The following is a 26,258-nucleotide window of genomic DNA, read 5'->3' as shown; positions in this document are numbered from 1 at the left end:
AAATATAATGGATATTACAACAAGAACAAAAATAGACGCCATATGGCAAGGTATGTGGGATAATGGAATGGCTGACGCCAAAACAAACATTACTCAAATTACATACTTACTTTTTATTAAAATGTTAGATGACGCTCAAATCAAAAAGGAAGCAAATGCCAACGCTTTTGGTGTAAAAATTAAAAATCCTACATTTCCCGAAGGGACTTTTGCCGAGGATAAAGATGAGGACGGTAATGTAATAGATGCTGTCGCATACGAAGATTTAAGATGGCACAACTTTGTGCATTTCTCAACCGAGAAAATGTACCATATTGTTAAAGATTTTGTTTTTAAATTCATTCGTGAAATGCACAACGGAGAAAACAATGCTTTCTCCAGATTTATGACCGATGCGAAGCTTGATATTCCCAGTGGAAAAATTCTTGAAAAGGTTATTCGCGGATTGGATGATGACGAACTGAATCTTGACAACAAAGAGATTATGGGTGATGTTTATGAGTACTTGCTTGCTAAGTTATCCGTAAACGGTACAAACGGACAGTTTCGCACGCCTCGACACATTATCAATATGATGGTGCAGCTAATGCAGCCGAAATTAGGCGAGAAAATTTGTGACCCCGCAATGGGCTCTGCCGGATTTTTGATGGAATCTGCTAAATATATTGCCGAAAACCAAAAAGGCGAACTGAATAACAAAGAAAGCAGATACGCTTTTAACAATGAAATGTTTTACGGAAATGAAACCGACCCTGATATGCTCAGAATCGGTACAATGAATATGACATTGCACGATGTATCCAATCCGCAGATTTATTACAAAAATTCACTTACCGATGATAACAAAGATGAATTCAAGTATGATTTGATTTTGGCAAATCCACCATTCAGTGGCTCTCTTGATGCTAATGACCTTGCAAAATCCCTAAAAGATATTTGCCCGTCCAAATCAACGGAGCTCCTGTTTATTGCTTTGTTCCTCAGAAGCCTTAAAATCGGCGGAAGATGTGCTTCAATCGTTCCTGTCGGTGTAGTAAACAATACTAATGAAAAGGCATACACGATTATTCGTAAGGAATTAGTTGAAAACCAAAGATTGAGAGCAATCATATATATGCCGAGTGGCGTATTCAAGCCTTATTCCGGGGTGCAAACCGCTATAATTATCTTTGATAAAACAGAAAACGGCGGTACCGATAAGGTATGGCTTTACAATATGGAAGCCGACGGATTTTCTCTTGACGACAAGAGAAACGAGGTAAAGTCAAACGACATTCCTGATATAATCGAAAGATTTCAAAATTTAGACAAAGAGGAAAGCCGTACCCCATACGAAAAATCTTTTTTCATAACAAAGCAGGATATCGTTGACAACAACTATGTGCTCAGCCTTAACAAATATCAGAAAAAAGAAATTGTAAAGAAAGAATATCGCCCTACTGCCGAAATATTGAAATCTATAAATGATTTGGAAGTTCAGTTCAATGAACTTATGGGTGAGATTAGCAAAGGTACGAAATAATGGTTATTTGTTTAGAAAATGTACTTGAGTACGAACAACCAACTAAATACATTGTAAAATCCGAGAATTATTCCGATGATTTTGCTTTACCCGTATTAACCGCAGGAAAATCTTTTGTTTTAGGTTTTACCGATGAAACAGACGGCATATGCAAGGCGTCAGAAAATCCCGTGATTATATTTGATGATTTTACCGCTGATTGCAAATACGTTGATTTTGACTTCAAGGTAAAATCTTCAGCTATAAAAATTTTGCACAAGGCAAATGCAGAGGATAACCTTAAGTATTATTTTTACGCAATGCAGGCGATTGATTACACACCTTTTAGCCATAAAAGGGTTTGGATTTCCGAATATAGCAAATTCAAAATTAAAAATCGTTCTGTTGCAGAGCAGAATAACATCGTAAAGAAATTAGACACTGTTGCAACCGCTATAGATAATGCAAAGCAACGCTTAAATGCTCTTGATGAGTTGGTAAAATCACGATTTATCGAGATGTTTGGAGATCCACAAAATAACAACAAGCAATTCCCTACTAAAAAGCTTATTGATGTTGTTACACTTCAAAGGGGACATGATTTACCTGTCCAGAATAGAGATAGCCATGGTTCCGTTCCTGTTTATGGTTCTAACGGGGTATTAGGTTTTCATACTATCGCCAAATGCGATAGAGGGATAATTACAGGAAGGTCTGGAACCATAGGTGAAGTTTATGTTAGCGAAGAACCTTTTTGGCCTTTAAATACAACTTTGTACTCTAATAACACACATGGAAATAATTTGATATACTTAAAATACCTGTTGATGTTTTTTAATCTTAAAAGATTTAAGTCTGGTGCTGGCGTTCCAACTTTAAATAGGAACGAATTTCACGGGAAAGAAATAATGGATGTACCAATCGAACTTCAAAACGAGTTTGCTGACTTTGTTAAACTAATCGACAAATGATAATTTGAATATCAGTAAATTATGACCTTTCAACAGAGGTTACAGTGCTTTAATAAAATCCTCCAAAAGCCTTGAAAACAAAGGATTTATCGCAATGTGTTCGCCTTATCTCTTTATACGGTTACACACAAGTTTACTCTTTCCCTCCTTGCTCATAAGGGCAAATGCAAGGGCAAGAAAATCTCATAACAAGATATAACAGAGTGTGGCAATCGGAGAACTGTGATGTATGTGCGAATATATTATAACGGAGGATTTTCAATGGACAAGTATATTTACGATGATAAAAATGGTCTGTGGTATGAACTGCAAGGAGATTATTATATTCCTTGTCTTATCTTACCAACCGAAAAAGAACAGCCTATCGGTTTGTGGGGACATCGGCATTTGCACTATCTGAAAGAATATCACAGGCTTACATATACCAATTTGCTCACAAGCGGAAGGCTGAACGAATACCTTGCCGAGATAGACAAACAGGCAAAGGATATGTTCCTTCGGTTGATAAAACAGATGTCGGAGCGTGAGGGCGTAACCGAGCAACTAAAGACAGAAAATCAAATGGAGTGGGTTGGCAGGATGAATAATATTCGCAGTAGAGCGGTGGAGATTGTAAATGCAGAACTGATTTACAGTTAAGCCGGAGCGGCGGCGAGGAAAACCTTGCCGCCGTTTTTATGTATATGACCGAAAAATCAAAGATTTATGGTATAATTCTAAAAGAGTTATTTTTTTAAGACCATCGCCTCAAAAAACGTACTTAATAGGTGAAAGCGCTTTTAGGTCAAATGAGGGAGGTGAACAACATGGATGATCTGAGAATCATAGAACTCTACTTTAATAGAGATGAACAGGCGATCAAGGAGACGGATACAAAGTACGGAAAACTCTGCCACAGTATTGCCTATAACATTCTAAATAATCACGAAGATTCTGAGGAATGCGTTAATGATACTTATGTGAGTGTGTGGAACACCATTCCGCCTACAAGACCGCACAATTTCATGTCCTTTATCTGCAAGATTGCACGAAATCTCTCTTTGAAGCGACTGGAGTTTATGAAGCGAAAGAAACGGTCGGCGGAAATTATTTTATCCTTGGATGAGCTTGCGGCAGTATTGCCGGATGAACGATATGCTCCCGATGTGAGCGACGAGGATGTAGGTAAGCTGATCAGTAAGTTTCTTCGCAGTCAGGAGGAATATGTCAGGAATGTTTTCATCCGCAAGTATTTCTATTTCGATTCTATAAGGGAGATTGCAAAGCGCTATTCTTTTACTGAGAGTAAGGTCAAAAATATGTTGTTCTACACCCGAAACAAGCTAAAAGATTACTTGATTAAGGAGGGCGTTGAAATATGAAAACACCGAGAATCGCAAATGCCATCGGGCAAATTGATGACGATCTTGTCGCCGACGCAGCTAAGTGCAAGAAGAAAAATAAGAAACATTGGTTAAAATGGGGTTCCTTGGCAGCATGCTTTGCAGTGATTGTAATTGTAGGGGCGGCAATCCTCCCATCGCTATTTCGGGAAAATGTAACACCGGAGGGAACCGACGGCAGATACAAGGACTTTTCTATCCAAGCCAGCGAATCTGCAATTGTATGGCCATGGGAGTATCAGACTGTATATGAAAAATATAGAAATGTCGAAATTGACGGTATTGAGTATCATGGAAAAGGCCGTGCGGTATCAGAAGCATGGATTGGCGAGAGAATTGGCAACTACACTGTGGTTGGATATGATGAAGTCAATAATGGAAAAAAATATTCTGCCGAGTTTGAAGCATATGCACTGAAGGATATTGCTCAAAGTCAGTTTATAGCCGTAAAGATGGAGGACAGTTATTATGTCTTTCAGAATGACGAGTATGCTCCTCCGAACACCCTTGGTGAGCTTATGGATGTCGTAAATCTGTCCGAGGTCGTGGAGCTTCAGCGCTTTTCCGAAGGAGACAATAGTCCTGATAGCAAACATTTTGCATTGAGCAGTGACGATTATGTGTGGGAAGTTCTGTCCGAATGTAGGAACGCCCCTTTCGTTGAAGATCAAACATGGACGGTTGGTGACAGAAGTTACCTCAGTTTTACGATTACTTCCGAAGCACTTGGTGTTTACAAAGTTGCTCTGTATGTGACGGAAGACGGCTATCTGTGGACAAACGCATTTAATTGGCAGTATCTATTCAACATCGGCGAGGATGCTGCAAGCAGGATTATCCATTATGCGAAAGAGAATTCCACTGAAGTAGAGTATGAACCGTACAGAAACTCGGTAGCCGGTACAATCATTAAGATTACGGAAGAATATATCTTGGTGGATGATTCTATCCTGTGCAAGAATCCGGCGGACGGTATCACCTACAAGGTTCTGCTAAATGACCTTCGTATCTCCCGTTATGTAGATTATGGAATTGTCAAGGTTGGTGATACCGTGCAAATTTCCTATGAAGGCGAAATTGATGAAACCAGTGGTAACACCATTGCAGGTGCAATTTCGGCATTTAAGGCAACAATCTCCGATGGAGATGTATTAATTCCTGAATGAACCACCTACGCCCTGTAAGACTTCAAAATCTTGCAGGGTGTTTCTCTGTCTTAAAATGTATGTAATCCCGCAAGGCAGGGGTACTGCCCTGCGGTGTTGTTTTCGGCATTAAAGCTATCTTTCTCTGTCGTGGGATTTTCGCTTTGGCTGGCTTCTCTGTCTGCCCTCTGCCTGTAGCCGCCTGAGCTGGTCACGAATACTTTTCTTTTCGGGCGGTGTAAGCCTTTCTTTTTCGGCTGGTCTGCGGTTCTCCCTGACCTCCCGCTCCCATGCGGCAAGGTCACGGTTGTACTGCTCCACAACAGCCTCCGCCTTGCGGTAGGTTGCCATGAACGCCTGCACATCGGGATAACCGTCCTCTTTCAGAACATCGGGTAGTTTATCCAGCTTTTCAGCGATTTCCTTTTCTGTCCGCTGTATCTGCTCTGTGAGCGCCTTGCGCTCCTTACCCTTGAAAATCCCTTTTGTATCGGCAAGTTGCTGTTTCAGCTTCGGAAGTACCGTATCCTGCAAATGCCGGATTTCTTTCGCCTTATCCTGCGCCTTTATCATCAGCTTTTGCATGGTGCGGAACTCTGCCATATCTATCTCAAGGACAGGCTTAGGCGGTATATCATGTTCACAGATTAGGTTTTGCAGGAAGTCCTTTGCCTTGCTGACAATACTGCGAAACAGACCCGGCAGCCAGCCCTTGCTTTTGATAGACTGGCTCGTTTTTTCGTGTATCTCTGTCCGCTTGACTTCTAAAATCTTTGCTTCGGAGATACCCGATAATAACGCCATATCCGCTGTCCTGTTCCATTCCTGCCTTGCGGCATTGTCGGCTTTGATTTCGTCCTCTTTGGGATTGTTCTTGCCGATTTTCTTGGTCGGCAGATAGACGCTGTTTTTATCAAATACCTTTAAGTGCTGCTCAGGATCAGAGATATGGCGGTTGATAAGTTCCGTATACACTTCCTTTATCTCCCGGAGAAAAGGCTCTCCCTTAAAGCGTGTATCTTTGGTAGTAAACAGATGGCTTTCGTATACCTCGCCTTTTTTGATGACGGTACAGCCTTTCCGTATCTGCCCGTCCTCCCCCGTGATTTCCTTTTTGGTGCGGACACGCTTTCCAGTCTCGTCAAAGAACACGCTGCGGGAAGCAATCTTCACATCGGGTTCGGGGAGCAGTTTCCTCTCGCTGAAAATCAGATGGATATGATAATTTGTCTTGCGCTTGTTGTGGTGGAGTGCGGACACGCATTCCACACCGTACCGCCTGCGGAACTCCTCTGTAAAGTCCGTGAGTACCTGCTGCGGCTCGTATTGCGTATAGATTTCGGGCAAGGCGATAATCAGCTCCCTTGCTTCAATACACTTTCCCTCTGCGCCGCTTCTCTTAAACTCCTGCTGGCTTTCCCTTGCAAGATTGCTCCAAAAGGTGCTGTCGGCGGTGCGGTAGGTGGCATAGAGATTTTCCTGCCTTGCATGGCTTGTAATATACGATATTCGCCCTTTGACATTGGGCAGCTTCGACATCTGGATAAAACTGTGTCTCGGCATACATCATCTCCGTTTTCTGTTGTCAAGGTGCGTCCTTTTTTGCAACCGTTTACGGTTGCGGCTGTCGCTGCGGCAGCGGTGACAGCCCCGTATCATACGCCGAAGGCGGTTGATACGGAAGCCCCCTGCAAGGGCGAAATACCCGGAGTACAAATCGAAGATTTGTGCGAGGGGTGTATTTCGCTCTCAAACGCCGAGGGCTTAGGGTTACTTTCCGAAAAGAGAATGGATGGTCATTCCACTCTGCGGACATCATCGGGTTTCAGAAGATTTCTTCCCTGATTGACCGTCAGAAACCGTTCCAGCGTGTCCCTGCGGATAATGGTCTTGCGCCCTACTTTGAGGACGGGCAGCTTTCCCCATTCCACCAGCTTCCGCATGGTATTCCTGCCGATACCCGTACATTCTGCGGCTTCCTCTATGGTAAGTCCCATTTTGACTGCGCTCATTCTATCAACCTCCTTTTAGAATACTCATTTTGCAACTATTGTTTTATCATTATACTTATTCTGTCATCTCTTGTCAACCTATTTCGCAACTATTCATAGTTTATTTACAACTTTTATTGAAATGAGGGTTGCAAAATAAGTATCGGCGTGTTATACTGATACCAGTCAGGAGGTGAACACCTTGAAAAAAGAAACCACATTCACCGCAAAACAGGTCGGCGGACGGATTAAGGAACGCCGCACAGAGTTAAACATTACCATGCCGGAACTCGGCAGGCGTGTGGGCGTGAACAAATCCACCATTCAGCGGTACGAAGCGGACGGGGTTGATCCGAAGCGCACAATGGTTATCAACGGTCTTGCGGAAGCGTTGCTCACTACTCCCGAATGGCTGACAGGTCTTTCCGATGATAAGGAATATGACACCTATACTCTCTGCCAGCGGGATATTGAGGAACACATCAGGAAGTATCTGGACACAGTTTCCCATACAGTAAAGGGCGAGCCGCACCAGCAGCTTCTCACGACATTTCTCGGCAAGATGGTTGACCTGTATACGGTTATGACCTGCTACTTTGCTGACGCTATGGAGGAAGTTGACCGTGTGGCGGAGGACAAAGGGCTGAAAGAGTCTCTTGGGCGGTACGCCATAGAGTCCGGGGCAATCATGGAGCAGGTATACCGCAAGAAGATGGAAGTACCGATTGAAGATATGAAACGGTTTTTAGACGGGATTTTACATATCCACGATGAGGGGCGCACAAAAATGTCGATGGGCGCACTTTTCGGGATAGTGGAGGAAGCCGAAGAAAGGCTATCCGAAAAAGAAAATTCCGTGGCACCTTGACAAGTAAAGACGCCAGTTGACTTTCACTGGCGGAAGTGACACAATTACTTTACGCACACCATATGTCACAGTCCCGATTGCCACGGATAGAAAGGAGTTTTTTATCTATGGCAAAAGGTTCTGTAAGAAAGAAAGGCAAAAAGTGGTACGGACGCTTTTACATTGAAGATGAAAGCGGCAGAAAAGTGCAGAAAGAGTTTGCAGGCACAGAGAGCAAGGCGGAAACAGAAGCCATGCTCCGCAAAGCGATAGCGGACTACGAGGAAAAGCAGTTTGTCGGGAAAGCGGAAAACATCACGGTAGGCGATATGCTGGATATGTGGGTAGAGGAAGAACTGAAACCCGGCAACTTAAGCAACGGGACGGTCATGTCCTATCAGGGAACGGTCAACCGTATCAAGCAATATCCCATTGGCAAACGCAAGCTGAAAACAGTGACCGCCGACCATTTGCAGGCGTTCATTGATTTCCTGAGCTACGGTGGGACAAACCCGGACGGGACAACTTCAAAGCCCATGAGCAAAGGGTATATGCTCCTGTTCTCGGCGGTGTTGCAAAATTCCTTCCGCTTTGCGGTTTTCCCGAAAAAACTGATTACCTTTAACCCTATGCAGTATGTGAAGCTGAGAGGCAGGAAGCAGGAAACGGATATTTTCTCGGACAGTGAGGAAGATACTTCCAGTATTCCTACTATCACGCATGAGCAGTTCCAAAAGCTGGAGGAATTTCTCAAGGCAAAGGATAATCCTGCTTTGCTGCCTGTGCAGATAGCCTACTATACGGGGCTTCGTATCGGGGAGGTATGTGGCTTAACTTGGCAGGATATTAACCTTGAGGAACAATATCTTACAGTACGCCGCAGTATGCGCTATAACGGGACAAGGCACACAACCGAAGTAGGAACGACAAAGCGAAGCAAAGTCCGCACCGTTGATTTCTGCGACACGCTGGCGGCAATCCTGCGGGCGGCGAGAACAGAACAGCGCAAAAACCGTTTCCGCTACGGGGAGCTTTATCACCTGAACTACTACAAAGAAGTAAAGGAAAAAGGGCGCACCTATTATGAGGTTTACAGCCTGCAAAGGACAGAGGAAGTCCCGGAGGACTACAAGGAAATCTCCTTTGTCTGCCTGAGAGAAGACGGGGCGTATGAAGCGCCGAGTACGGTGGGGATTATGTGCAGGGCGGCAAAGAAGAAAGTGAAAGGGCTTGAGGATTTCCATTTCCACACGCTCCGCCACACCTACACAAGCAATCTGCTTTCCGGCGGCGCAAAGCCGAAAGATGTGCAGGAACTTCTCGGACACTCTGATGTCAGTACCACAATGAACATTTACGCTCACTCTACAAGGGAAGCGAAGCGCACTTCCGCAAGGCTGCTGGATAAGGTGGTCGGCGGGGAATAAAAAGTTGCCCTTGTTTCGGCTCGTAAGGGCAAAAACAAGGGCAAACAGATAAGGTTTGAATGAAAAACAGGCGTGAAACCTTGAAAAATCAATGGTTTTTGAGGATTAGATAGTTAAATCGAAATTTATCGTGCAGAAACAGATTGATGATTTACAGGAATTGCTCGACAGTAAAATGGATGAATACTTTGGTTAACAGCAAAAAGAAAGGAGTAACCTATGAATTTTGATTACTTAAAAAATATAGAAGAACTCCAAAACCTGTATATAGCGGTTTCATCGGACAATCAAACAGATTCCGCTTATTTGCGTTGTATCAAGTACGGCAGATGTTTGGAAAGCCTTGTCCGTTATACTTATGCAAAGCATTTTCCGAAATATAAAGCAGCTTCAAGCGAACTTATCAAATTGTTAAAGGATAAAACTTTTAAACAGTTTTTGGGTAAAACGGAGTACTATAATAAACTGCATTTTACATATCTTGCCGGAAATAATGCTGCTTTTGACCACGACATCGATAAAGAAACCGCCGACCTTGCTTTAGAAAACTTAAAAGAAGTAACATTTCAAATTTTCTCCAAACTAAATAACTTTGACGAAACGCAGAAAAGAACATTTGAATATGTATCAAAGGTTGAATACTCTATTACAGAAGCAAAAACAAGAGAACTTTACATCGATACCAACTTGAAAAGTGCCGGGTATTCCGTTCTGAAAGAAAAGGGAAAAATTGTGCCAAATAAGGTTGGTATTGAGATAGAGGTGCACGATTTACCGAATCAAAAAGTCGGGTATGTTGACTATGTTATATACAACAAAGTAGGATTGCCTGTTGCCGTAATTGAAGCAAAGAGAACAAGCATATCCGAAGAAGCCGGCGCACAACAAGCGAAAGATTATGCAGACGCACTGGTGAAAAACTTAAATTTGAAATACAGACCGGTTATTTATTACACCAATGGATATATCATAAAAATTCAAGACCGTTTGGGTTATCCGGCAAGAGAGGTGGGTAATTTTGCATCTCTTGATGATTTGGAGTTGCTTATAAAGCGCCAACTTCCAGGTGTTGAAGATAAACGAAAGCCTATCAAAAATAAGGAAGTTGACACTTCGATTATTGACAGAAGCAAGCTTGTTGAAGCAGTTAAAGAAATGATTGATTCGATGAACACCGATGGCGCTATGCGAAGAAAGGGCTTGCTTGTTCTTCCTTGCGGTGTTGGCAAAACGAGAACCGCTGTTGCACTCAGCAAAATTTTAATAAACAACGACTGGGCGCAGAATGTACTCTTTCTTGCGGACAGAAACAATCTCGTTTCCAACGCACTGAAACCGTTCAGCAAATATATAGAGGGTGGCGTCAGCGATATTTCCGCCGAAAATCCGGACAGAGATACCGGTGCTCGAATTTGCCTGTGCACCTATAACTCTATGCTTAATTTTTTGAACAAGCCGAAAAAGGAATTTTCAGTAGGACATTTTGATTTGATATTCGTTGACGAAGCACACCGCTCTCTTTTCAATGTGTACCGTGCTATTTTTGAGTACTTTGATTCGTTTATAATCGGCTTGACTGCTACTCCAAGCAAGGCCATTGATAGGTCAACTTATGAAATATTGGATTTGAACACCGACGAGCCAACATTTGAAGTGAAGTTTGAAGAAGCGGTAAATCTCAATTATTTGGTAAGTTATCGTGCTTTTGACAAAACTTCGGCGGTTATGAAAAACGGTTTGAAATACAATGACCTGAGTGAAGCAGAAAAAGAACAGTACGAGGAAATGTTTGCTGATGAAAACGGAAATATTCCTGAAGAAGTTGCAGGAAAAGCGTTTTACAGAGATATTTTTAACAACGATACCATAGATAAGATGTTTGCTGACCTTTTTGCGAACGGGTTGCGAGTAGAAAACGGTAACAAAATCGGTAAAACGCTGATTTTTGCGGTTGACCATAATCACGCCGTGAAAATCGCAGAGCGTTTTAAGAAAAAATATCCGCATTTAGGTGATGAATTCTGTCAGGTAATTGACAATCAAATAAAAAAGAATAAAACCCGCCAAGACAACTTTGCAAAGAAAGACTCAAATCCTCAAATTGTTGTATCTGTGGATATGATGGATACGGGCGTGGATATTCCGGAAATTGTAAACCTTGTATTTTTCAAGCGTGTTCTTTCGAGAATTAAATTTGACCAAATGTGGGGTCGAGGAACAAGAACCTGCAAGGATTTACATGTAATTACCCCACCGAGAGATTATTTCGAGGGAAGAACCTTAGACGATGAGCGCAAAGATTATGTGGACAAGCAAGGTTTCTTTGTTTTTGATTATTGCAATAACTTTGAATATTTTGACTTGCATCCGGACGGGAAAGACCCTTCAACACCGCTCAATCTAAACCAAAAAATATATGCTTTGCGACTGGATATTCTTGCAAAGTTGCAAAGCATTGAGTATCAGGAGCAACCGGAATACAAAGCATATCATCAACAACTAAAAAACAATCTTGTTGAGAAAATTAAAAAACTTGATACAAATCGTATAGATGTTAAACCGAAACTGTTTTATGTAGATAAATACAGTAAACTTCCTGCTTTTGACTATTTGTCAGACAAGAATGTGTATGAAATTAAGACGCAGCTGTTGAAGCTTATAGACCAAGATACTACCGATGATAATTACTCCAAATCTTTTGATTACAGAGTAAGCATAGTTCAGCTTTCGTTATTGGACGATTCGGTTGATTCTTCAAAGCAACAAGGACAACTTCTTAAAACGGCATTAGCATTATTAAAAAAAGCAAGTATTCAAGATGTTTTTGATAAAAGGGAAATTCTTAAACGCCTTGCCGATGAGGACTATTACGCAGACTTAGATTTCTTTGAACTTGAAAAAGTAAAAAAGGAAGTCGGACCGCTTATTAAATATTTGCGTGGGGAGCCTGATGGCGACAAGATTTCAGATTTTAATGACAAGATTGAAACCAAAGCGCGTGATGTAAAGTATGATTTTGATAATTTCAAAACATACAGAGAAAAAATCATTACATATTTGCAAAAACATTTCGGTGAATTGGAATCTGTAAAGAAAATCATAAATTTGGATGAGCTGAACAGCAAAGACCTTAATGAGCTTCAATCAGTATTGGATTCATTAAAAACACCGGAAACAAGCGCCGAAGAAGAATTTGCAAGCACACAGGAGTTAATTATCTTTATAAGAAAAATTGTCGGGCTTGATAAAAAAGCCATTGATGAAAAATGTGCAAAATTCTTAAACATCAATGACTTTAACAAGAAGCAAAGGCAGTTAATTAACTTAATCATAGATTTTGCAATACGCAACGGAAATGTTACAAAAGATGATTTAGTTAATACAGAGCCATTTTCTGAAATTGAAATTCCTGAGTTGTTTGATAATGAGCTCGCTCCTATTCTTCAACTTGTGGCAATGTTCACAAATTCGCTCAATGTTGCTGCTTAATCTCAAGTGAATATTTTTTTGAAATTACCTCCTGTGAAATATAGGAGGTAATTTTTATGAGCACTAAAATTATTACAGAAATTGTCGAGAGTTTAAAAGATAATTTTGACGAAAACGCATTGCAGATTATTGAAAGAACTCTTTACAAGGCATTAAAAGACAAGGAAATTATTGATGTGGTAAAAACACAACCCCAGTCCAACGAAGAAGCATTGGTGTCGTTCTTGGCGGCAAAGAAAATCGAAGGTTGTTCAAGTCGTTCCATTGCGTTTTATCAAACAACATTACAGAAAATGTTTTCTCATATAACTAAAATCTATTACTCCGTTACGACCGAGGATATTCGATTGTATTTATCAAATTATCAGGATACTAACAAAGTTTCAAAATCCACTATTGATAATATGCGAAGAATAATTTCATCGTTTTTTTCTTGGCTTGAAAGTGAGGATTATATTGTAAAAAGCCCCGCCCGAAGGATACATAAAGTTAAAACACCGAAACTTGTGAAAGAAGTATTTTCGGATGAAAGTATTGAGCTTATGAGACAAAACTGTAAAAATCCAAGAGACCTTGCCATAATTGACCTGCTTTATTCAACCGGTATTCGTGTAGGAGAACTGGTAAGGCTTGATATTTCCGATGTTGATTTTTCTAATAAGGAATGTATTGTTTTTGGTAAAGGCGATAAACAGAGAAAAGTTTATTTTGATGCTAAAACAAAAATACATCTGCAACAATATATTGAAACGCGAAAAGATAACAATCCTGCGTTGTTTGTAAGTCTGTTATATCCATACAACAGATTAAAAGTCAGCGGTGTTGAAATTGCTTTGCGTAAAATCGGAGAACATTTGGAAATTGGTAATGTTCATCCACACAAATTCCGCCGTACCCTTGCAACAAAAGCAATAGATAAAGGAATGCCCATAGAACAGGTTCAGCACCTATTAGGACACGCAAAGATCGATACTACCCTTGAATACGCTATGGTGGATGATGAAAATGTGAAGATTTCACATAAAAAATATTTAGGGTAAAGTAACCAACAAATTTCGATTTGTCGATTAGTTTAACAAAGTCTGCAAATTCGTTTTGAAGCGAAATATTAGCAACTGGTACTTTGATTTTAGAAACGTTTGTTTTAGAAATTTCCTTGAATGTTGTACCGGTTCCAAGAGAATTCAAATATTCGTTATTGTTTTTTAAAAGGGTATAAAGATATATGGGATTTAAAATCGTATTATTACAATGAAAGTTTTTGAATCCTTGATTACAACACATTTCTATACCTGCTATTGCAACTTTACCGATAGGTGCCCTTGTACTTAATAACACGGTATTTTTAGGCATCAATGATAAAGATTTCGATTTTAATCCTTTTTCTGTAATTTTTCTTTCCGAATCAAAGACAAAAAAAGAGTCTTCCGATAATTCTGCAGGTGTAATCCACGGTATCTTACCATCCCAATTTTCTTTTTCTTTTGTGCTAGGTGTTGTCCCCGTATATATTGTTGATATCTCTGACAAGGGAAGCCAAGATTCACCTTGAATAGAAAGGTCAAGGGTTCCAAACATCTCGATAAATCGTGATTTTACAAGGTCATCGAACTCTTTTAGTTGTTTCTGCTTTGTAGAAATCGTTTTTTCAAGAGTGGATAATTCGTTGACTATTTTATCTTGTTCTTCAAGTGAAACAACCGTTATTTCAAGACGGGCTAAATCATCTTTACTAAAACCTGCTTGTGCGGCACGCCCACCTAAATTCAAAATATAGTTTTGAAAATTCGGAGATAGAAAATAATATCTCAAATATTGCTTTCTGACCACAGATGTATCAGGAACAGCTTTCATAATGGCTACATTATAAGCCCCCGATTTACCTGATAATATTTTGCCGACAGAAGCACCATATCTGCCAATTAGAATATCGTCCTCTGTGCATAATCGCAAACGATTGGAGATTTTTACATACTCTGGAGTTACTCTTCCTTCCTGTGTAAAATCTCTAATCTGCAACATCCTTATATAACCATCTTTATATTCAGATGACCATTCACTTTTAGGAGGTTGTGAACCTCCATGAAATTCGCATATATCTGTCAATTTCATCACGCCACCTCCTGAAAGATAAATCGTGATTTTACCAATTCATCAAGATGATTTAAAATAGATTCTTTTAATGAAATCGCCAAATTAATTTTGTCTAATTCGTCGATTATGGTATTTTGAATTGATTTATCGTATTTGCGAATTTTCGTTTCCTTTAATAGTTTGAAGTGTCTACTATATCCTTGATGTTCTACAGGATTAGCCAACATAGCATAATAAACAAATTTAGGAATGAAATCGTTATTATAAACTTTTAACAACTTAACACCATCAGCACCTATATAACACGGTTCATTAATGTATTTTATAACACGAGTATGGTCACCAAAAACAATATAAGGATAATCTGAAGCTACACCGTTTGCTGTGTTGCAATATCCACCGATATAATTTTTTCCTTGGTCAAAAATTTTATATGTTCCATCAGATAAATATTCGCCCTGTGGAATTTTTCTTGTAGTTTTTGTTACATCTTTACACACAGATAAAAAGTTTTCAAACATCACGCCACCTCCTGAAAGATAAATCGTGATTATTCTTTCGGAACAGGTCTTAGGGTGTCACCCTAACGAGGTATTTATGGAATGTATCCATAAATACACTGCTCGCTGAAAGCACGAGCGACAGCACCGTTTTGGACAATCTGTCCATAAATGGTCTGCTCGCTCAGTATGTGCAGAAAGCGGGCAGATTACCGTTTGGTTATCCAAATGGTCTGCTCGCTCAGTATGTGCAGAAAGCGGGCAGATTACCGTTTGGTTATCCAAATGGTCTGCTCGCTTAGTTTGCATACGCCTTTTTATCCCATTTTTTTAACATTCAAAATTAATTATCAAACAAAAATTTAAGCACGGACAACTGATTATTCTGCAATCCGTGCTTAATTTTTATGCGTATCCGATGTAGAGTTCATACTGTGTATCGGATACTTTTTCTGCCCATATCCACACCGATGTAAATCCATCAACATTCTTGTATCTGTTCAATCTGCTTTCAATATCAGCGCCGATATTTTTGTTGTTTGTATTAGCGGATATTGGATTGTCCCAACATTCGGTAGCAGTTTCATCGAAGGTTAAACCTATACTTTGAGCATAATTTTGTGCATAAGAAATCCAATACGATATATCAAATTCTTCATTTTCTTCAACTGTTGTGATGACTTCCGAAACAGTATTTGTTGTTATTTCGGGCTCAGATGCTTCGCTTTTAGGCATTTCTTTTTGTGTGTGAATATCTTGCTTCGGCTCGGTATTTGCTGTTGTTGTTTGAGAAAAAATCGGCTCTTTTGACACCTTTTCTGTACTGGTTTCAGCGGCAGGCGAATGTGTTGTTTCTTCCAAAAATGTGCTTTTCTCAACTGTTCGACCCTCTGCTTTCTCGGACAATTTTTCCACTTGAGTTGTATCAATTACAGCGTTAGTCGATGAACTTTCAACCGCCTTTTTGTCTGGTTCGTTATGGGCAGTGCAACCTACCAAAGTAAAAATGAATGTCAATATCATTGCGAATATTACGATTTTTCTCATACAAAAATCACCTCGCTATTCACAATTTCCATTGCTCTGTTACGGATGCTGTTCATCTTCTGCACCCATAACATAGGGTTATCCGATTTCAGCTTTTCTGTAATATTTTCTTTTTCGGCAAATGATTTGACAAGTTGTGAAAACATTGTTTGTGCCTGTTCCTCGATGTCCGCAAGGTAAGGGTACAGCCTTTCCGTTGTGAGCAGATTGTAATATCTTATTCGATGATGTTGTTTAAGATACTGTCTGTGACGGTTTGCCCACACGCCGATATGCAATTCATTCTGCTTTTTTGTTGCGATGCAAGGCAGTTGATAATCACCTTGTATTTCGTAGTTGCACACGCTTTGTTCAAATAATGTGTTCATAATGAAACCTCCTTAATTTTGTTGATTTCATTATAACGAAAACACAATCTAAACACGAATGTGCAAAAAAATCCGCCTACCGATTTATTCGATAGACGGATATTTTTTAGAAAATCACTTCCACCGTTATATCTTCCCATTGTGATTGGCGAAGATATTGACCGTTGGCGTTACGAAAAGCTTTTGCCTGTTCGTAGTTTATTGTGAAGCAGAAGTAAAAATTACTTCTCATCCCCGCTTCTAATAGCTGCCTGTGCAGATAGGTAAAAATATGGGGGTTTTTAATGAAATGAGCATTGTCCTCATTCTTTTCCCTATGTACCGAGGAAATCTTTTCGATTTCCTCCAATTTGATAATGCAGTTTTTCTTTCTGCCTTCCGCTGTAAAGGTTGCTTTCACATCTGCTGTCCCATTCAGATTAACATACCAATCAAATGTAGTATCCGATGTCGGTGTTATCAGATATACAAACTGATTGACAACATCGTGGCTGATAGTGCTACCACTAAAATCAATAAAGCTGTTCAGAGTGGAACGGATACCCTCTATATCCAATCCTTTCGGATTGCTTTTTTCCTGTGGAATTTCATCAAGTGCTTTTTGAAGTTTCTTGATTTCTTCATCGACAGGACTTCTCATTGCTTGATACTCGTCCTTGGAAATCTCTCCATCAGCTCTCATAGCAATCAAGTTAGTCAGTCTGCTATTTGCCTTATCCAATTTCGCCTGTATCGTTACCGTATCGGATTGAGTTTCGTTAGATTTTTCTTCCTTATAATAATACTTAATAAGGTCTAACGCAATCAGTACAGACTCTTTTCTCTCCGTCCAGAGATGCTCTAACAAAGCTTTTGCCATAAAATCGAGTTTCCAATCGGTTATCATTCTGCTGTCACAATATCCCTCAGTATCTAAACCGATTTCAGCTCTTTTCCGTTTAATTCCGTTGTTAAGCTGATTGTAGCATTGATAACCGTAAGAGGTTTTTCCGTCCAATTTCGTATGCCATTTATTTTTACGGTATGATGAGCCGCAGGAACAACGTAGCTTATTGACCCATATATCTCGTGAATCACGCTTACTATGTGTGTTTTTCCCTGCCGATACACATACAGGTTTTACTCTACTTTCCCTTATCGCCTGTGCTTTATTCCATATCTCTTGAGAAATAATAGAAGGGAAATCACCCTCAACATATTCATAAGTGGACATATCAAGATTGTTTATTCGCTTCTGCTCTAAAAAGTTATTGCTTCTGGATTTGTTGTAACACTTTGTTCCTGTGTAAGTGGCATTTTTAATCGCTCTCATAATATTTGAAACGCTCCACTTTATAAGTCCAGAAGCTGTTTTCCTTTTTCGCTCCGTCAAAATCTTTGCGATTTTCATCGAGCCATAACCTTGCAGATACAAATCATATATCATTCTGACCGTTTCTGCCTGTTCCTCATTGATAACATAGGTATCTCCAACACGGTCATAACCTAAAATATTACCGTTTCCATAGAGAACACCATTATCACGGCTGATTTTCTGACCTGCTTTTACACGCTCGGAAGTCTTGCGACTTTCTTCCTGTGCCAATGTTGCCATAAGAGATAGCCGCAGTTCTCCATCTCCGTCCATTGTCCAAATATTATCGTCGATAAAAAACACCTCAACGCCTATGCCTTTTAACTCTCTTGTAACAACAAGGGTATCCACAACATTTCGTGCAAAACGGCATACCTCTCTGGTAACAATTAAATCAAATTTACCTTGCTTGGCATCTTCAATCATTTTCAAAAAGGCAGGGCGTTTTTTTGCCTGTGTTCCCGTGATACCTTCATCAATATATCGTTCACAGACCGTCCAGTTCGGATGATATTTTACTTGGTCATCATACCATTGTAACTGATTTTCCAATGCAGATAACTGTGCTTCGTGTTCTGTTGAAACACGACCATAAATAGCAACTTTTCTGGCTCTGTTTCTGTCAAACAGAGAATAATCTGTGAGCTTAAATCTGTAATTATATTCATTTACTGCTGTGTTCATTAAGCATACCTCCAATTCATTTTTCTGAATATATTGTACTGATTATCAAGCCGCCTGTGAAATGTGCGAATTTGCGTGTTTCACGATATTTGTATATGTGGCTTGATTTATCATTCCTTTTTCAAGAAGTATCTCAATGAGTTTCAGAGCCGCTACATTTTTATCTACCTTAATTTCATTCATTATTGACCTCCCTCAAAGAAATACTAATGGCAAGAGCTTTATCGGCTCTTGCCATTATGACTGTGGATAGCATACCAACATATTTACGCAGGCGTTGTTTGTCTATGGTGCGGATTTGTTCAAACAGGATAATTGAGTTCTTATCCAAACCTTCAAAATCATTGATTAAAGTGTGTGTCGGCAATTTTGCTTTAGTGTGTATTCGGCTTGTGATGGGTGCGACAATGACCGTAGGGCTATGCTTATTGCCGACATCGTTTGAAATGATAAGTACAGGTCTTGTTCCGCCTTGCTCCGAGCCGATAACAGGATTTAGATTTGCGTAGTAAATATCTCCACGCTTGATTTTTCTTTCCATTATGTTTGACCTCCCAGATTTATTTAGGCAGGTATGTTCTGCCTATGTAGGCAGCCAAACAAAAGGAAGTATTTAAGGTCGGGAGAGTATAAGCAAAATCTCTGTTCCTATGACTACCTTTTATCTGGCTTTATGATAGGAGCATTTCAATTTGTCCTCGACACCCCGAAATGCTATGGGAAGTCGCCAAACGGTCAGTAGCGAACTGACACCACGGGAGTTCCACCCCTCTGACGGTCTGCCAGAGCCGCCCTCATTGCCTGCGACGGTTTTATCACGCTCGGACTGTGACTGGACGGGAGTACCATTATTCTCTTTGTGGGTTATGGCGAAATCGGAAGCAATCCGATATTTTCAGTCGGTAATGAATGAGATCACCCCCTTTCATCGCTCGCTGCTTCTTAACAGGTCTTGGCGTACCGCTGCACACGCTTATGCTCATCACAATCACAAAGAGGAAGTATTTGGCGAATGGATATTCGGTTGTCAAGGATCACTCCCGTTTTCGCCACACAAAGCAAAACAGGTGGAAGGAATTTAATCCCTCTCACCTGTTTGCTCACTTAAAAGCGGTTTCGTATAGGCTAAAATTAAAATTTTTCAAAAAGTTTTTTTAACTTCTTTAGTGCAATGTCAACGCTTCCTTTAACCGCCATTTTGGTGCATCCCTCCAACTTGGCAATCTGCTCATAGGACAACTCTCCGAAAAAGTACAACAGCAGCCTGCGTCTTTGTGTTTCGGGCAGTTTTGATATTGCCTTATGTAGCAGTTCGTATTCGATGCACCTTGAAACGGTTTCCTCAAGACTTTCTTCCTTATAAAAAACTCGGTCATTCAAGGAGTTTTCTGTCAACTCGGAGTGTTCAATGTGCCTGCTCACCCGATTAAGATAGGAAATATCCTCAAGCTCAAAACGGTTAAACAGGTCATACAGCACTTTCTCTATTTCAATATTTTGCATAACACCCCGCCCATCTTTAAAAGAGAGGTAATATCTGCCCTCTACAATCATCAGCGTATAAGGGTTATGCTTGTCCTTTTTTCGGTTAGGATGTTTTTCATTCATTCTTTGTTCCTCCAATCAATCTGAATTTTTGAAATTTCAGATTGATCGGCGGTGAACGACACCCTACGCCACAAACAGGCTTACGACTTAATTCAACAAAAAACGACAAAAGAAAAACCGCAAAGGCTGTCAAACCCTTACGGTTATAAGAAATAACAATTCTATTATATAGATATTTAACATCTACTTTTGGAACATAATTTCCCCAAATGGAGATAAGAATTTTTTTAACAGATTATTCTCATCTCTATCGAACGGTATGTAAATAACTGCTGCTTAAAATCAGCAGCACAGTGTTATCAGACCAACACATAAGAAATCCCTCCAAACTTGAAACAGGTCTGGAGGGATAAAATAGCCATCTGAGCATGACAAAATTGCCCACCAAAACACCGTTTTTTTTATTTGGCGGACTTGTCAAATTCTATATTCATGTAAAAAAAGAGCCGATGACTTATGAGGTTATCTCACAAGTTCATCGGCTCTGCGTCTATGCGTCTGGCTCTTTGATGACGGTTATATGTAATTTCTTTGCATTTATTAAAGTTTCTTTCTTACATTTCGGACAGTAAAGAGGATAATTCTTTAAAACAGTATCTTCTCTAACTCTATCACGGGTTTTGTTGCCACAAATCGGGCAAATTATCCATTCTGAAATCATAAATTATCCATCTCCATTTATCATGTTTTATTTAATCTTTCTATTTTATATTTACTATCTTGACAAATTCATATCGTACACTTATCTGGAATTACTATTATTCTCTAAACTTTTTTCAAGAATAAAGAAAATATCGTACCTTTTTCATCGGATGCCACCTTGATATACCCGTTCTGCTTATTCACAATATCACGGGTAAGATATAAACCGATCCCTACACCGTCAACTCCTGCTGACTGCTTTCCACGGTAAAATCTGCCGAAGATTTTTGCCTGTTCTTCTTCAGGAATGCCAATTCCGTTATCGGATACATCCAATCGCAAATACGATGGATATTCGGTGATTTTCAAGTCCACAACTCCTCCGCTTGGTGTATATTTCACAGCATTGTCAAGTACATTGGTAACAGCTTCTGCCGTCCAGTTAAAATCAAGCAGGGCTTCAAAGGTCTGCCCACAATCAAAGGTAATCGTAATATTTTTATCCCTTGCTTTGGCATAAACCGTTTTTACCGCTTGCATAACAATATCATTTAAACTGCTTTGTTCAGGTTTTAATCGGATAATGCCACTTTCCAAACGGGACATTTTAATCAAACTGTTTGTCAAAAAAGTCAGCTTTTCAAGGGACATCTGCAAGGTGGCAATATATTCCCTTCTCTCCTCATCGGATAACCCTGTATCACCTAATAACTGTGCAAAGGTGTTTGCCGCTGCTACGGGCGTTTTAATTTGATGCGAAATATCGGAGATTAAAGTTTTAATCTGTTCTTTCTCCTGTGTCAGCATTTGATTCTGTGCCTTTAAAATATTGCGGAGTTTTAGAAGTTGATGCTGCAGCCGTGCGGTCAGGGTATCCTCAGCTTCTGAAAAGACCGTACGTTCCTGCTGTTCTACCAATGCTTCAATGAGCAGCGTAATCTCCTCTAACAGATTATCATTATAGCGGTTGTGCAGAAAGTCCAGCAGGAACAACAGACCCCCAAAAAATACAAATGCAAAAGAGATAAAAAGCGTACGGAAAAGGATGTCCTCCATAAAAAAGAACACACCAACAGATACCACCGCCGTAGCAGTACCTATAATTAAAATCAGTTTTCTATAAATCACAAAATGCTTCATCGTCATTCTCCAAAAGAGTAGCCCATGCCAAAAACTGTTACAATGTATTCCTGCTTTTCATCATTCAGTTTCTGCCTTAGCCGCTTAATATTCACACGCACGGTATTATCATCAACAAAGTTTCCATCTATATCCCAAAGCTGTTCCAAAAGCATTGCCTTTGTAACAACCCTTCCCCTGTTTTCCATTAGATAAAGGAGCAATTTGTATTCTGTTGAGGTCAAATGTATTTCCTGTCCCTTCATCAAAACAAGACACTTTTCTTTATCTAACTCTAAATCTCTGTATTTCATACGAAATTTTCCTACGCCACTTCGTTTTAGAACTGCCAATACTTTTTTCCGTAAAACTTCGATAGAAAAAGGCTTTGATATATAATCATCACAACCCACGCCAAACCCTTCCAACATATCTTCTTCCGTATCATTAGCAGTTAGAAATAATACGGGTGTTTCCGATGTTTCACGAATTTTTTCACAAAATTCCAAACCATTGCCGTCAGGCAGGTTAATATCAAGCAGAAACAAATCATACTTTTGTTTTTGGTATTGCTTCAATGCTTCCAAATACCCATAGACTGCTGTGACCATATGCTCGTCTTTTTTTAGGGCGATAGAAATACCCTTGCTCAGAATTTTGTCATCTTCAAGTAGAAAAATATTTGCCATAGCCGCAAAACGCACCACCTTCCTCAATATACAAAATTGCAGGAACAGACGCAGCAATGCTGCGTCCGTCCCACAACCTCATTTAACTATCAAAATTGTGCAGTCTTTCAATGACCGTTTCATCAGAAGTTGCCTTGTAAACAATGGCAGGAACGCTTAAGCAAATTACAAAGATTGCTGCGATCAAACCGATGACAAGTGCAACAGGGTATTTAAATACTGCATAGTTTGCCATATGCGGAACTGCATCTGCCACCAACATTAGGAACGCATTACCAAAAGTCATAATCAGCAGAGTAGAAATCAGAGCATAAATACCGCCTTCTAAGGTCAATATCTTCCTGATCTGCTTTTTCGTTGTTCCGATACTTTCCATAATGGCAAATTCATTTTTCCTTGCCACCACACCCGTCAACATAACATTTACAAAGTTAATCAAGCCGATGACAATGAGCAGAATTGCAGCACCGTTTCCCAGCAAGCTCAAAGAGTAGTTCATCTGGTTATATAGTTCTTTCTGATTCACGGAAGATTTCAGCTGCCACTCCGATGTGGTCAAGGTACTGTTGATCGCCTGTAATTCGCTGTCAATTCGCTCTAAATCGTTGAAATTCTTAATGTCAACGCCGATTGCGGAAATTATTGGTTCTTTTGTCAGGCGTTCCATACCCGCTTCGCTGACAAAGATAACATCTGGCACCATATTTATTTCTTTGCGTCTGCCAATACCTTCTGAAAGAGTATTATCATAATCGTCATAGTAAAAAGCTCCGCCAATTTTGAAATCAGTTGCCTTGCCGTCTGTACTGTCGGCAGTTAGTGTCAATGTTTCACCCACTAAAGCGGTATTAGGAGCGTTATATTCGGTATCTTTTCCTGCAATCGCTGTTTCGCCACGCTTAAATGCTTCCATGTCAATAGGCGTATCAGGATGCTCTGCATTGTATTCTTCCAGTACCCTGTCGTCTGGAAGCGTTGTAATATAGCAGCCATAGTCACCAGATTCAGCGTACCCTTTCAGTGTTTCTATCGTCTGTTCATAGGACTGCCCCTTTGCTTTATATTTGCTGTCCTCATATTTGATTTTCATAAAGCCTTCTAAATCGTTTTCATTAAAGTCAATACCTGCCCAGACTGTTTTTTGAACATCTATATTTTTAATACCGTCAAGCTGCTTGATTTGTTCTACAAAGTGTTCGTCAAACTGCGGTACTTCTTTATTGAGCTGTTCATACTGCTCAAACTGAATATCAGTGTATTCAAAGTTATAGTCCATATATTCCTTAATAAAGTTCTCAGCCGACATACTGCTTATAACCCCATTTACGCCTAAAATCATAGTAATTCCCATAAACAAGGACATAAACACAAGGGCAGCACGCTTTTTGTCACGGAATACATTATGAAATGCCATCACATGCAGCTTGCCACCATTGGTGGAATTTCTGCTTTTTGTTTTCTTCGGTGCAAAATTCTGAAACTTCAATGCTTCTATTGGCGAAATTTTTGCAGCCGCTTTTGCAGGAGCATTGCAGGCAATCCAAACGGTTACTGCTGAAAAGATTACGGACAAAATATAGATAGATGGATGGAAAAACACTTCGGCATCCATCATCGACTTGCCCTGTTCAAAACCCTCGTTCAACACAAATGGAACAATTCCAAAGGAAACAGCGGTGGCTAACAAAATACCAATCGGGATACCAATGCAAGCAAACTTAACTGCCTGATTTTTTACCAGTGATTTAATCTGTTTTTGCGTTGTTCCAAGCGTTTTCATCAAACCGTAAAAACGGGTATCATTTGAAATGGATATATACAAAACATTGTAAATAAGGAGATACCCGCTGCCAATAATAAAGAATACCAATAGGATTACCATTGCAATCACTGAACCGCTTGATGATTTCATGGAAACCGCACCGCCGAAAGATTGATTTTCGTTAAGCTCCACATCTTTTTGAATACGATAAAAATCATCAGGCATTTTATTCAACGACAAAGAAAGAACGCCGTCCTCTGCCATTGTATAGCCTGCATTTTTGCAATACGCTTCGGAAACAAAGCCCATTCCCGTGCCTGTATAGGAATGAAACCATCCGCTTAAAGTGAAATTTTTTTCCTGCTGACCGTTTTTATCATAATAGGACAGAGGGATTTCCATATTCAGCTTCGGCTCTTTCATTCCAAGCTGTGAAAGAGCATCCTTTGACAGCATAATTTCATTTTCATTTGAGGGATATTTCCCTTCTATATCTTTGATTGTTTCTTTATAGTGTTTATCCCATTCAGTAGTGTCGTAATACGAAAGTGCGATAGAAAGATCACGCCCCTCATCGTTCTTCTCGGCAACCGAGCCGACCATATACTGCGTACCGACGGTTTTAACATATTCCAAATTCTTAATCTGCTGTTCCTGCTTTTCTGTCGGCATCGCAAGGGAAGCATTAGCGGTCGTGCCTGCGGTACGCACCTGCATTAACTTCATATTTTCCATATAGTTAATGCCCAAACTAAACACGGTAGTAATCATAAATGTAGTGAGAACGATCGCAAACACCGCAAACAGGTTACGAATACGGTTTGCTTTCATCATTCCCTTTTCTACTCGCTTAACTGCTTTTTTATTTCGGTTAGCGTGCATATCTGACACCTCCCGAAACAACCTTGCCATCCTCAATGCGGATTGTGCGGTCTGCCATTTGAGCGATTTCCTCATTGTGCGTGATCATAATGGTGGTTTGGTGGAACTGACGGCTAATCGACTGCATCAGCAAAATAACATCCATACTTGTTTTTGAGTCCAAATTTCCAGTCGGCTCATCGGCAAGGATAATGGCAGGCTTTGTCGCAAGGGCACGGGCAATCGCAACCCTCTGCTGCTGACCACCTGAAAGATTATTCGGCATATTCTTAAGCTTTTGTTCCAAGCCAAGAGTATGGATAATCTCTTTTACAAATCTTGTATCGGTCTTGCCACCATCGATCTCAATAGGGTACACAATGTTCTCATACACATTAAGAACAGGAAGCAGATTATAATTCTGAAAAACAAAGCCAATGTTTCGACGCCTAAAAATCGTCAGTTCCTCGTCTTTCATTTTCAACAGTTCTTTTCCTCGGATAGTAACACTACCAGAAGTAGGACGGTCTAACCCACCAATCATGTTGAGTAGTGTAGATTTACCGCTGCCCGATGTACCGATAACAGCAACAAATTCGCCTTCCTCTACGGAAATGGATACCCCATCCAAAGCATGGACTTCGTTTTCTCCGCTTCCGTATATCTTTCGTAAATCTTTTGTTTCAAGTATTGCCATATTAAAACCTCCAAATTTCTGTTTTTATTTTGTAAATTCAGTATAGCAACCACTTCTTACAATCTCATTACAATCCAAAC

Annotated in this window: 25 protein-coding genes; 10 read left to right on the top strand and 15 right to left on the bottom strand. The window is 40.0% G+C overall.

Annotated elements, in window-relative coordinates; all coding sequences use genetic code 11:
- The first annotated feature begins 7 nt into the window (after nucleotides 1-7).
- The 5 genes from I2E21_RS03115 (at nucleotide 8) to I2E21_RS03095 (ending at nucleotide 5,020) form a co-directional block, all read left to right on the top strand.
- Nucleotides 8-1,522, top strand: coding sequence for a class I SAM-dependent DNA methyltransferase (locus tag I2E21_RS03115; RefSeq protein WP_195410377.1), 1,515 nt, complete (start codon nucleotides 8-10; stop codon nucleotides 1,520-1,522).
- Nucleotides 1,522-2,472, top strand: coding sequence for a restriction endonuclease subunit S (locus I2E21_RS03110; protein WP_195410376.1), 951 nt, complete (start codon nucleotides 1,522-1,524; stop codon nucleotides 2,470-2,472). The genes I2E21_RS03115 and I2E21_RS03110 overlap by 1 nt, the downstream gene beginning before the upstream one ends.
- Nucleotides 2,473-2,733: 261 nt before the next feature.
- Nucleotides 2,734-3,111 (top strand): TnpV protein, encoded by a 378-nt coding sequence (locus I2E21_RS03105; RefSeq protein WP_195410375.1) that lies wholly within the window; start codon nucleotides 2,734-2,736, stop codon nucleotides 3,109-3,111.
- A 167-nt stretch (nucleotides 3,112-3,278) separates the two neighbouring features.
- Nucleotides 3,279-3,833, top strand: coding sequence for a sigma-70 family RNA polymerase sigma factor (locus I2E21_RS03100; RefSeq protein ID WP_021972109.1), 555 nt, complete (start codon nucleotides 3,279-3,281; stop codon nucleotides 3,831-3,833).
- A complete protein-coding gene (locus I2E21_RS03095; protein ID WP_118054368.1) occupies nucleotides 3,830-5,020 on the top strand; it encodes a hypothetical protein in 1,191 nt (396 codons plus the stop codon). The genes I2E21_RS03100 and I2E21_RS03095 overlap by 4 nt, the downstream gene beginning before the upstream one ends.
- Nucleotides 5,021-5,134: 114 nt before the next feature.
- Here I2E21_RS03095 and I2E21_RS03090 read toward each other — a convergent pair whose 3' ends face one another.
- Entirely contained in the window at nucleotides 5,135-6,562 is a 1,428-nt protein-coding gene (locus tag I2E21_RS03090; protein ID WP_195410374.1) for a MobA/MobL family protein, read from the bottom strand.
- On the opposite strand from I2E21_RS03090, the gene I2E21_RS03085 reads away from it, so the two are divergent.
- Nucleotides 6,551-6,844 carry a hypothetical protein gene (locus I2E21_RS03085; RefSeq protein ID WP_195410373.1) on the top strand — a complete coding sequence of 98 codons (294 nt, stop codon included), beginning with the start codon at nucleotides 6,551-6,553 and terminating at the stop codon, nucleotides 6,842-6,844. The two genes, I2E21_RS03090 and I2E21_RS03085, sit on opposite strands and share 12 nt — an antisense overlap.
- Here I2E21_RS03085 and I2E21_RS03080 read toward each other — a convergent pair.
- Nucleotides 6,796-7,011: a helix-turn-helix domain-containing protein gene (locus I2E21_RS03080; RefSeq protein ID WP_002586623.1), complete on the bottom strand. Its 216-nt coding sequence runs from the start codon at nucleotides 7,009-7,011 to the stop codon at nucleotides 6,796-6,798. The two genes, I2E21_RS03085 and I2E21_RS03080, sit on opposite strands and share 49 nt — an antisense overlap.
- A gap of 181 nt (nucleotides 7,012-7,192) precedes the next feature.
- On the opposite strand from I2E21_RS03080, the gene I2E21_RS03075 reads away from it, so the two are divergent.
- The 4 genes from I2E21_RS03075 (at nucleotide 7,193) to xerA (ending at nucleotide 13,793) form a co-directional block, all read left to right on the top strand.
- Nucleotides 7,193-7,858, top strand: a complete 666-nt coding sequence (locus tag I2E21_RS03075; RefSeq protein WP_195410372.1) for a helix-turn-helix transcriptional regulator — start codon at nucleotides 7,193-7,195, stop codon at nucleotides 7,856-7,858.
- A 107-nt stretch (nucleotides 7,859-7,965) separates the two neighbouring features.
- A complete protein-coding gene (locus I2E21_RS03070; protein WP_195410371.1) occupies nucleotides 7,966-9,264 on the top strand; it encodes a tyrosine-type recombinase/integrase in 1,299 nt (432 codons plus the stop codon).
- Between the two features lie 219 nt (nucleotides 9,265-9,483).
- Entirely contained in the window at nucleotides 9,484-12,753 is a 3,270-nt protein-coding gene (locus I2E21_RS03065; protein WP_195410370.1) for a DEAD/DEAH box helicase family protein, read from the top strand.
- 56 nt (nucleotides 12,754-12,809) lie between these two features.
- Nucleotides 12,810-13,793, top strand: coding sequence for a site-specific tyrosine recombinase/integron integrase (gene xerA / locus I2E21_RS03060; protein ID WP_195410369.1), 984 nt, complete (start codon nucleotides 12,810-12,812; stop codon nucleotides 13,791-13,793).
- Here xerA and I2E21_RS03055 read toward each other — a convergent pair.
- From I2E21_RS03055 to I2E21_RS02995, 13 genes are all read right to left on the bottom strand, one after another.
- Nucleotides 13,741-14,865 (bottom strand): restriction endonuclease subunit S, encoded by a 1,125-nt coding sequence (locus tag I2E21_RS03055; protein ID WP_195410368.1) that lies wholly within the window; start codon nucleotides 14,863-14,865, stop codon nucleotides 13,741-13,743. The two genes, xerA and I2E21_RS03055, sit on opposite strands and share 53 nt — an antisense overlap.
- Nucleotides 14,865-15,368 carry a hypothetical protein gene (locus I2E21_RS03050; RefSeq protein ID WP_195410367.1) on the bottom strand — a complete coding sequence of 168 codons (504 nt, stop codon included), beginning with the start codon at nucleotides 15,366-15,368 and terminating at the stop codon, nucleotides 14,865-14,867. Before I2E21_RS03050 ends, I2E21_RS03055 begins: the two co-directional genes overlap by 1 nt.
- Nucleotides 15,369-15,752: 384 nt before the next feature.
- Complete coding sequence (locus I2E21_RS03045) at nucleotides 15,753-16,394, bottom strand: hypothetical protein (RefSeq protein WP_195410366.1); 642 nt, start codon at nucleotides 16,392-16,394, stop codon at nucleotides 15,753-15,755.
- On the bottom strand, nucleotides 16,391-16,762 hold the full coding sequence (locus I2E21_RS03040; RefSeq protein ID WP_195410365.1) for a TnpV protein: 372 nt from the start codon (nucleotides 16,760-16,762) through the stop codon (nucleotides 16,391-16,393). The genes I2E21_RS03045 and I2E21_RS03040 overlap by 4 nt, the downstream gene beginning before the upstream one ends.
- Nucleotides 16,763-16,868: 106 nt before the next feature.
- Nucleotides 16,869-18,800, bottom strand: a complete 1,932-nt coding sequence (locus tag I2E21_RS03035) for a recombinase family protein (RefSeq protein ID WP_243240578.1) — start codon at nucleotides 18,798-18,800, stop codon at nucleotides 16,869-16,871.
- A 45-nt stretch (nucleotides 18,801-18,845) separates the two neighbouring features.
- Nucleotides 18,846-18,983: a hypothetical protein gene (locus I2E21_RS03030; RefSeq protein WP_158563395.1), complete on the bottom strand. Its 138-nt coding sequence runs from the start codon at nucleotides 18,981-18,983 to the stop codon at nucleotides 18,846-18,848.
- The gene (locus I2E21_RS03025) at nucleotides 18,976-19,341 is read right to left on the bottom strand and encodes a type II toxin-antitoxin system PemK/MazF family toxin (RefSeq protein ID WP_025577701.1); all 366 of its coding nucleotides are present in this window, start codon (nucleotides 19,339-19,341) and stop codon (nucleotides 18,976-18,978) included. Before I2E21_RS03025 ends, I2E21_RS03030 begins: the two co-directional genes overlap by 8 nt.
- A gap of 590 nt (nucleotides 19,342-19,931) precedes the next feature.
- Nucleotides 19,932-20,408: a sigma-70 family RNA polymerase sigma factor gene (locus I2E21_RS03020; RefSeq protein ID WP_025577699.1), complete on the bottom strand. Its 477-nt coding sequence runs from the start codon at nucleotides 20,406-20,408 to the stop codon at nucleotides 19,932-19,934.
- A 490-nt stretch (nucleotides 20,409-20,898) separates the two neighbouring features.
- The gene (locus tag I2E21_RS03015; RefSeq protein ID WP_011527997.1) at nucleotides 20,899-21,069 is read right to left on the bottom strand and encodes a cysteine-rich KTR domain-containing protein; all 171 of its coding nucleotides are present in this window, start codon (nucleotides 21,067-21,069) and stop codon (nucleotides 20,899-20,901) included.
- Nucleotides 21,070-21,173: 104 nt separating this feature from the next.
- Nucleotides 21,174-22,190, bottom strand: coding sequence for a HAMP domain-containing sensor histidine kinase (locus tag I2E21_RS03010; protein ID WP_025577697.1), 1,017 nt, complete (start codon nucleotides 22,188-22,190; stop codon nucleotides 21,174-21,176).
- 2 nt (nucleotides 22,191-22,192) lie between these two features.
- Nucleotides 22,193-22,858 (bottom strand): response regulator transcription factor, encoded by a 666-nt coding sequence (locus I2E21_RS03005; protein WP_025577695.1) that lies wholly within the window; start codon nucleotides 22,856-22,858, stop codon nucleotides 22,193-22,195.
- Between the two features lie 82 nt (nucleotides 22,859-22,940).
- Entirely contained in the window at nucleotides 22,941-25,502 is a 2,562-nt protein-coding gene (locus I2E21_RS03000) for an ABC transporter permease (protein WP_025577694.1), read from the bottom strand.
- A complete protein-coding gene (locus tag I2E21_RS02995) occupies nucleotides 25,492-26,178 on the bottom strand; it encodes an ABC transporter ATP-binding protein (RefSeq protein WP_009243486.1) in 687 nt (228 codons plus the stop codon). Before I2E21_RS02995 ends, I2E21_RS03000 begins: the two co-directional genes overlap by 11 nt.
- Between the last annotated feature and the right edge of the window lie 80 nt (nucleotides 26,179-26,258).

This window comes from Ruminococcus sp. BSD2780120874_150323_B10, assembly GCF_015553695.1.
In the GTDB taxonomy this organism is placed as follows: domain Bacteria; phylum Bacillota; class Clostridia; order Oscillospirales; family Acutalibacteraceae; genus Ruminococcoides; species Ruminococcoides intestinale_A.
This window is presented reverse-complemented; position numbering and strand designations above follow the sequence as displayed.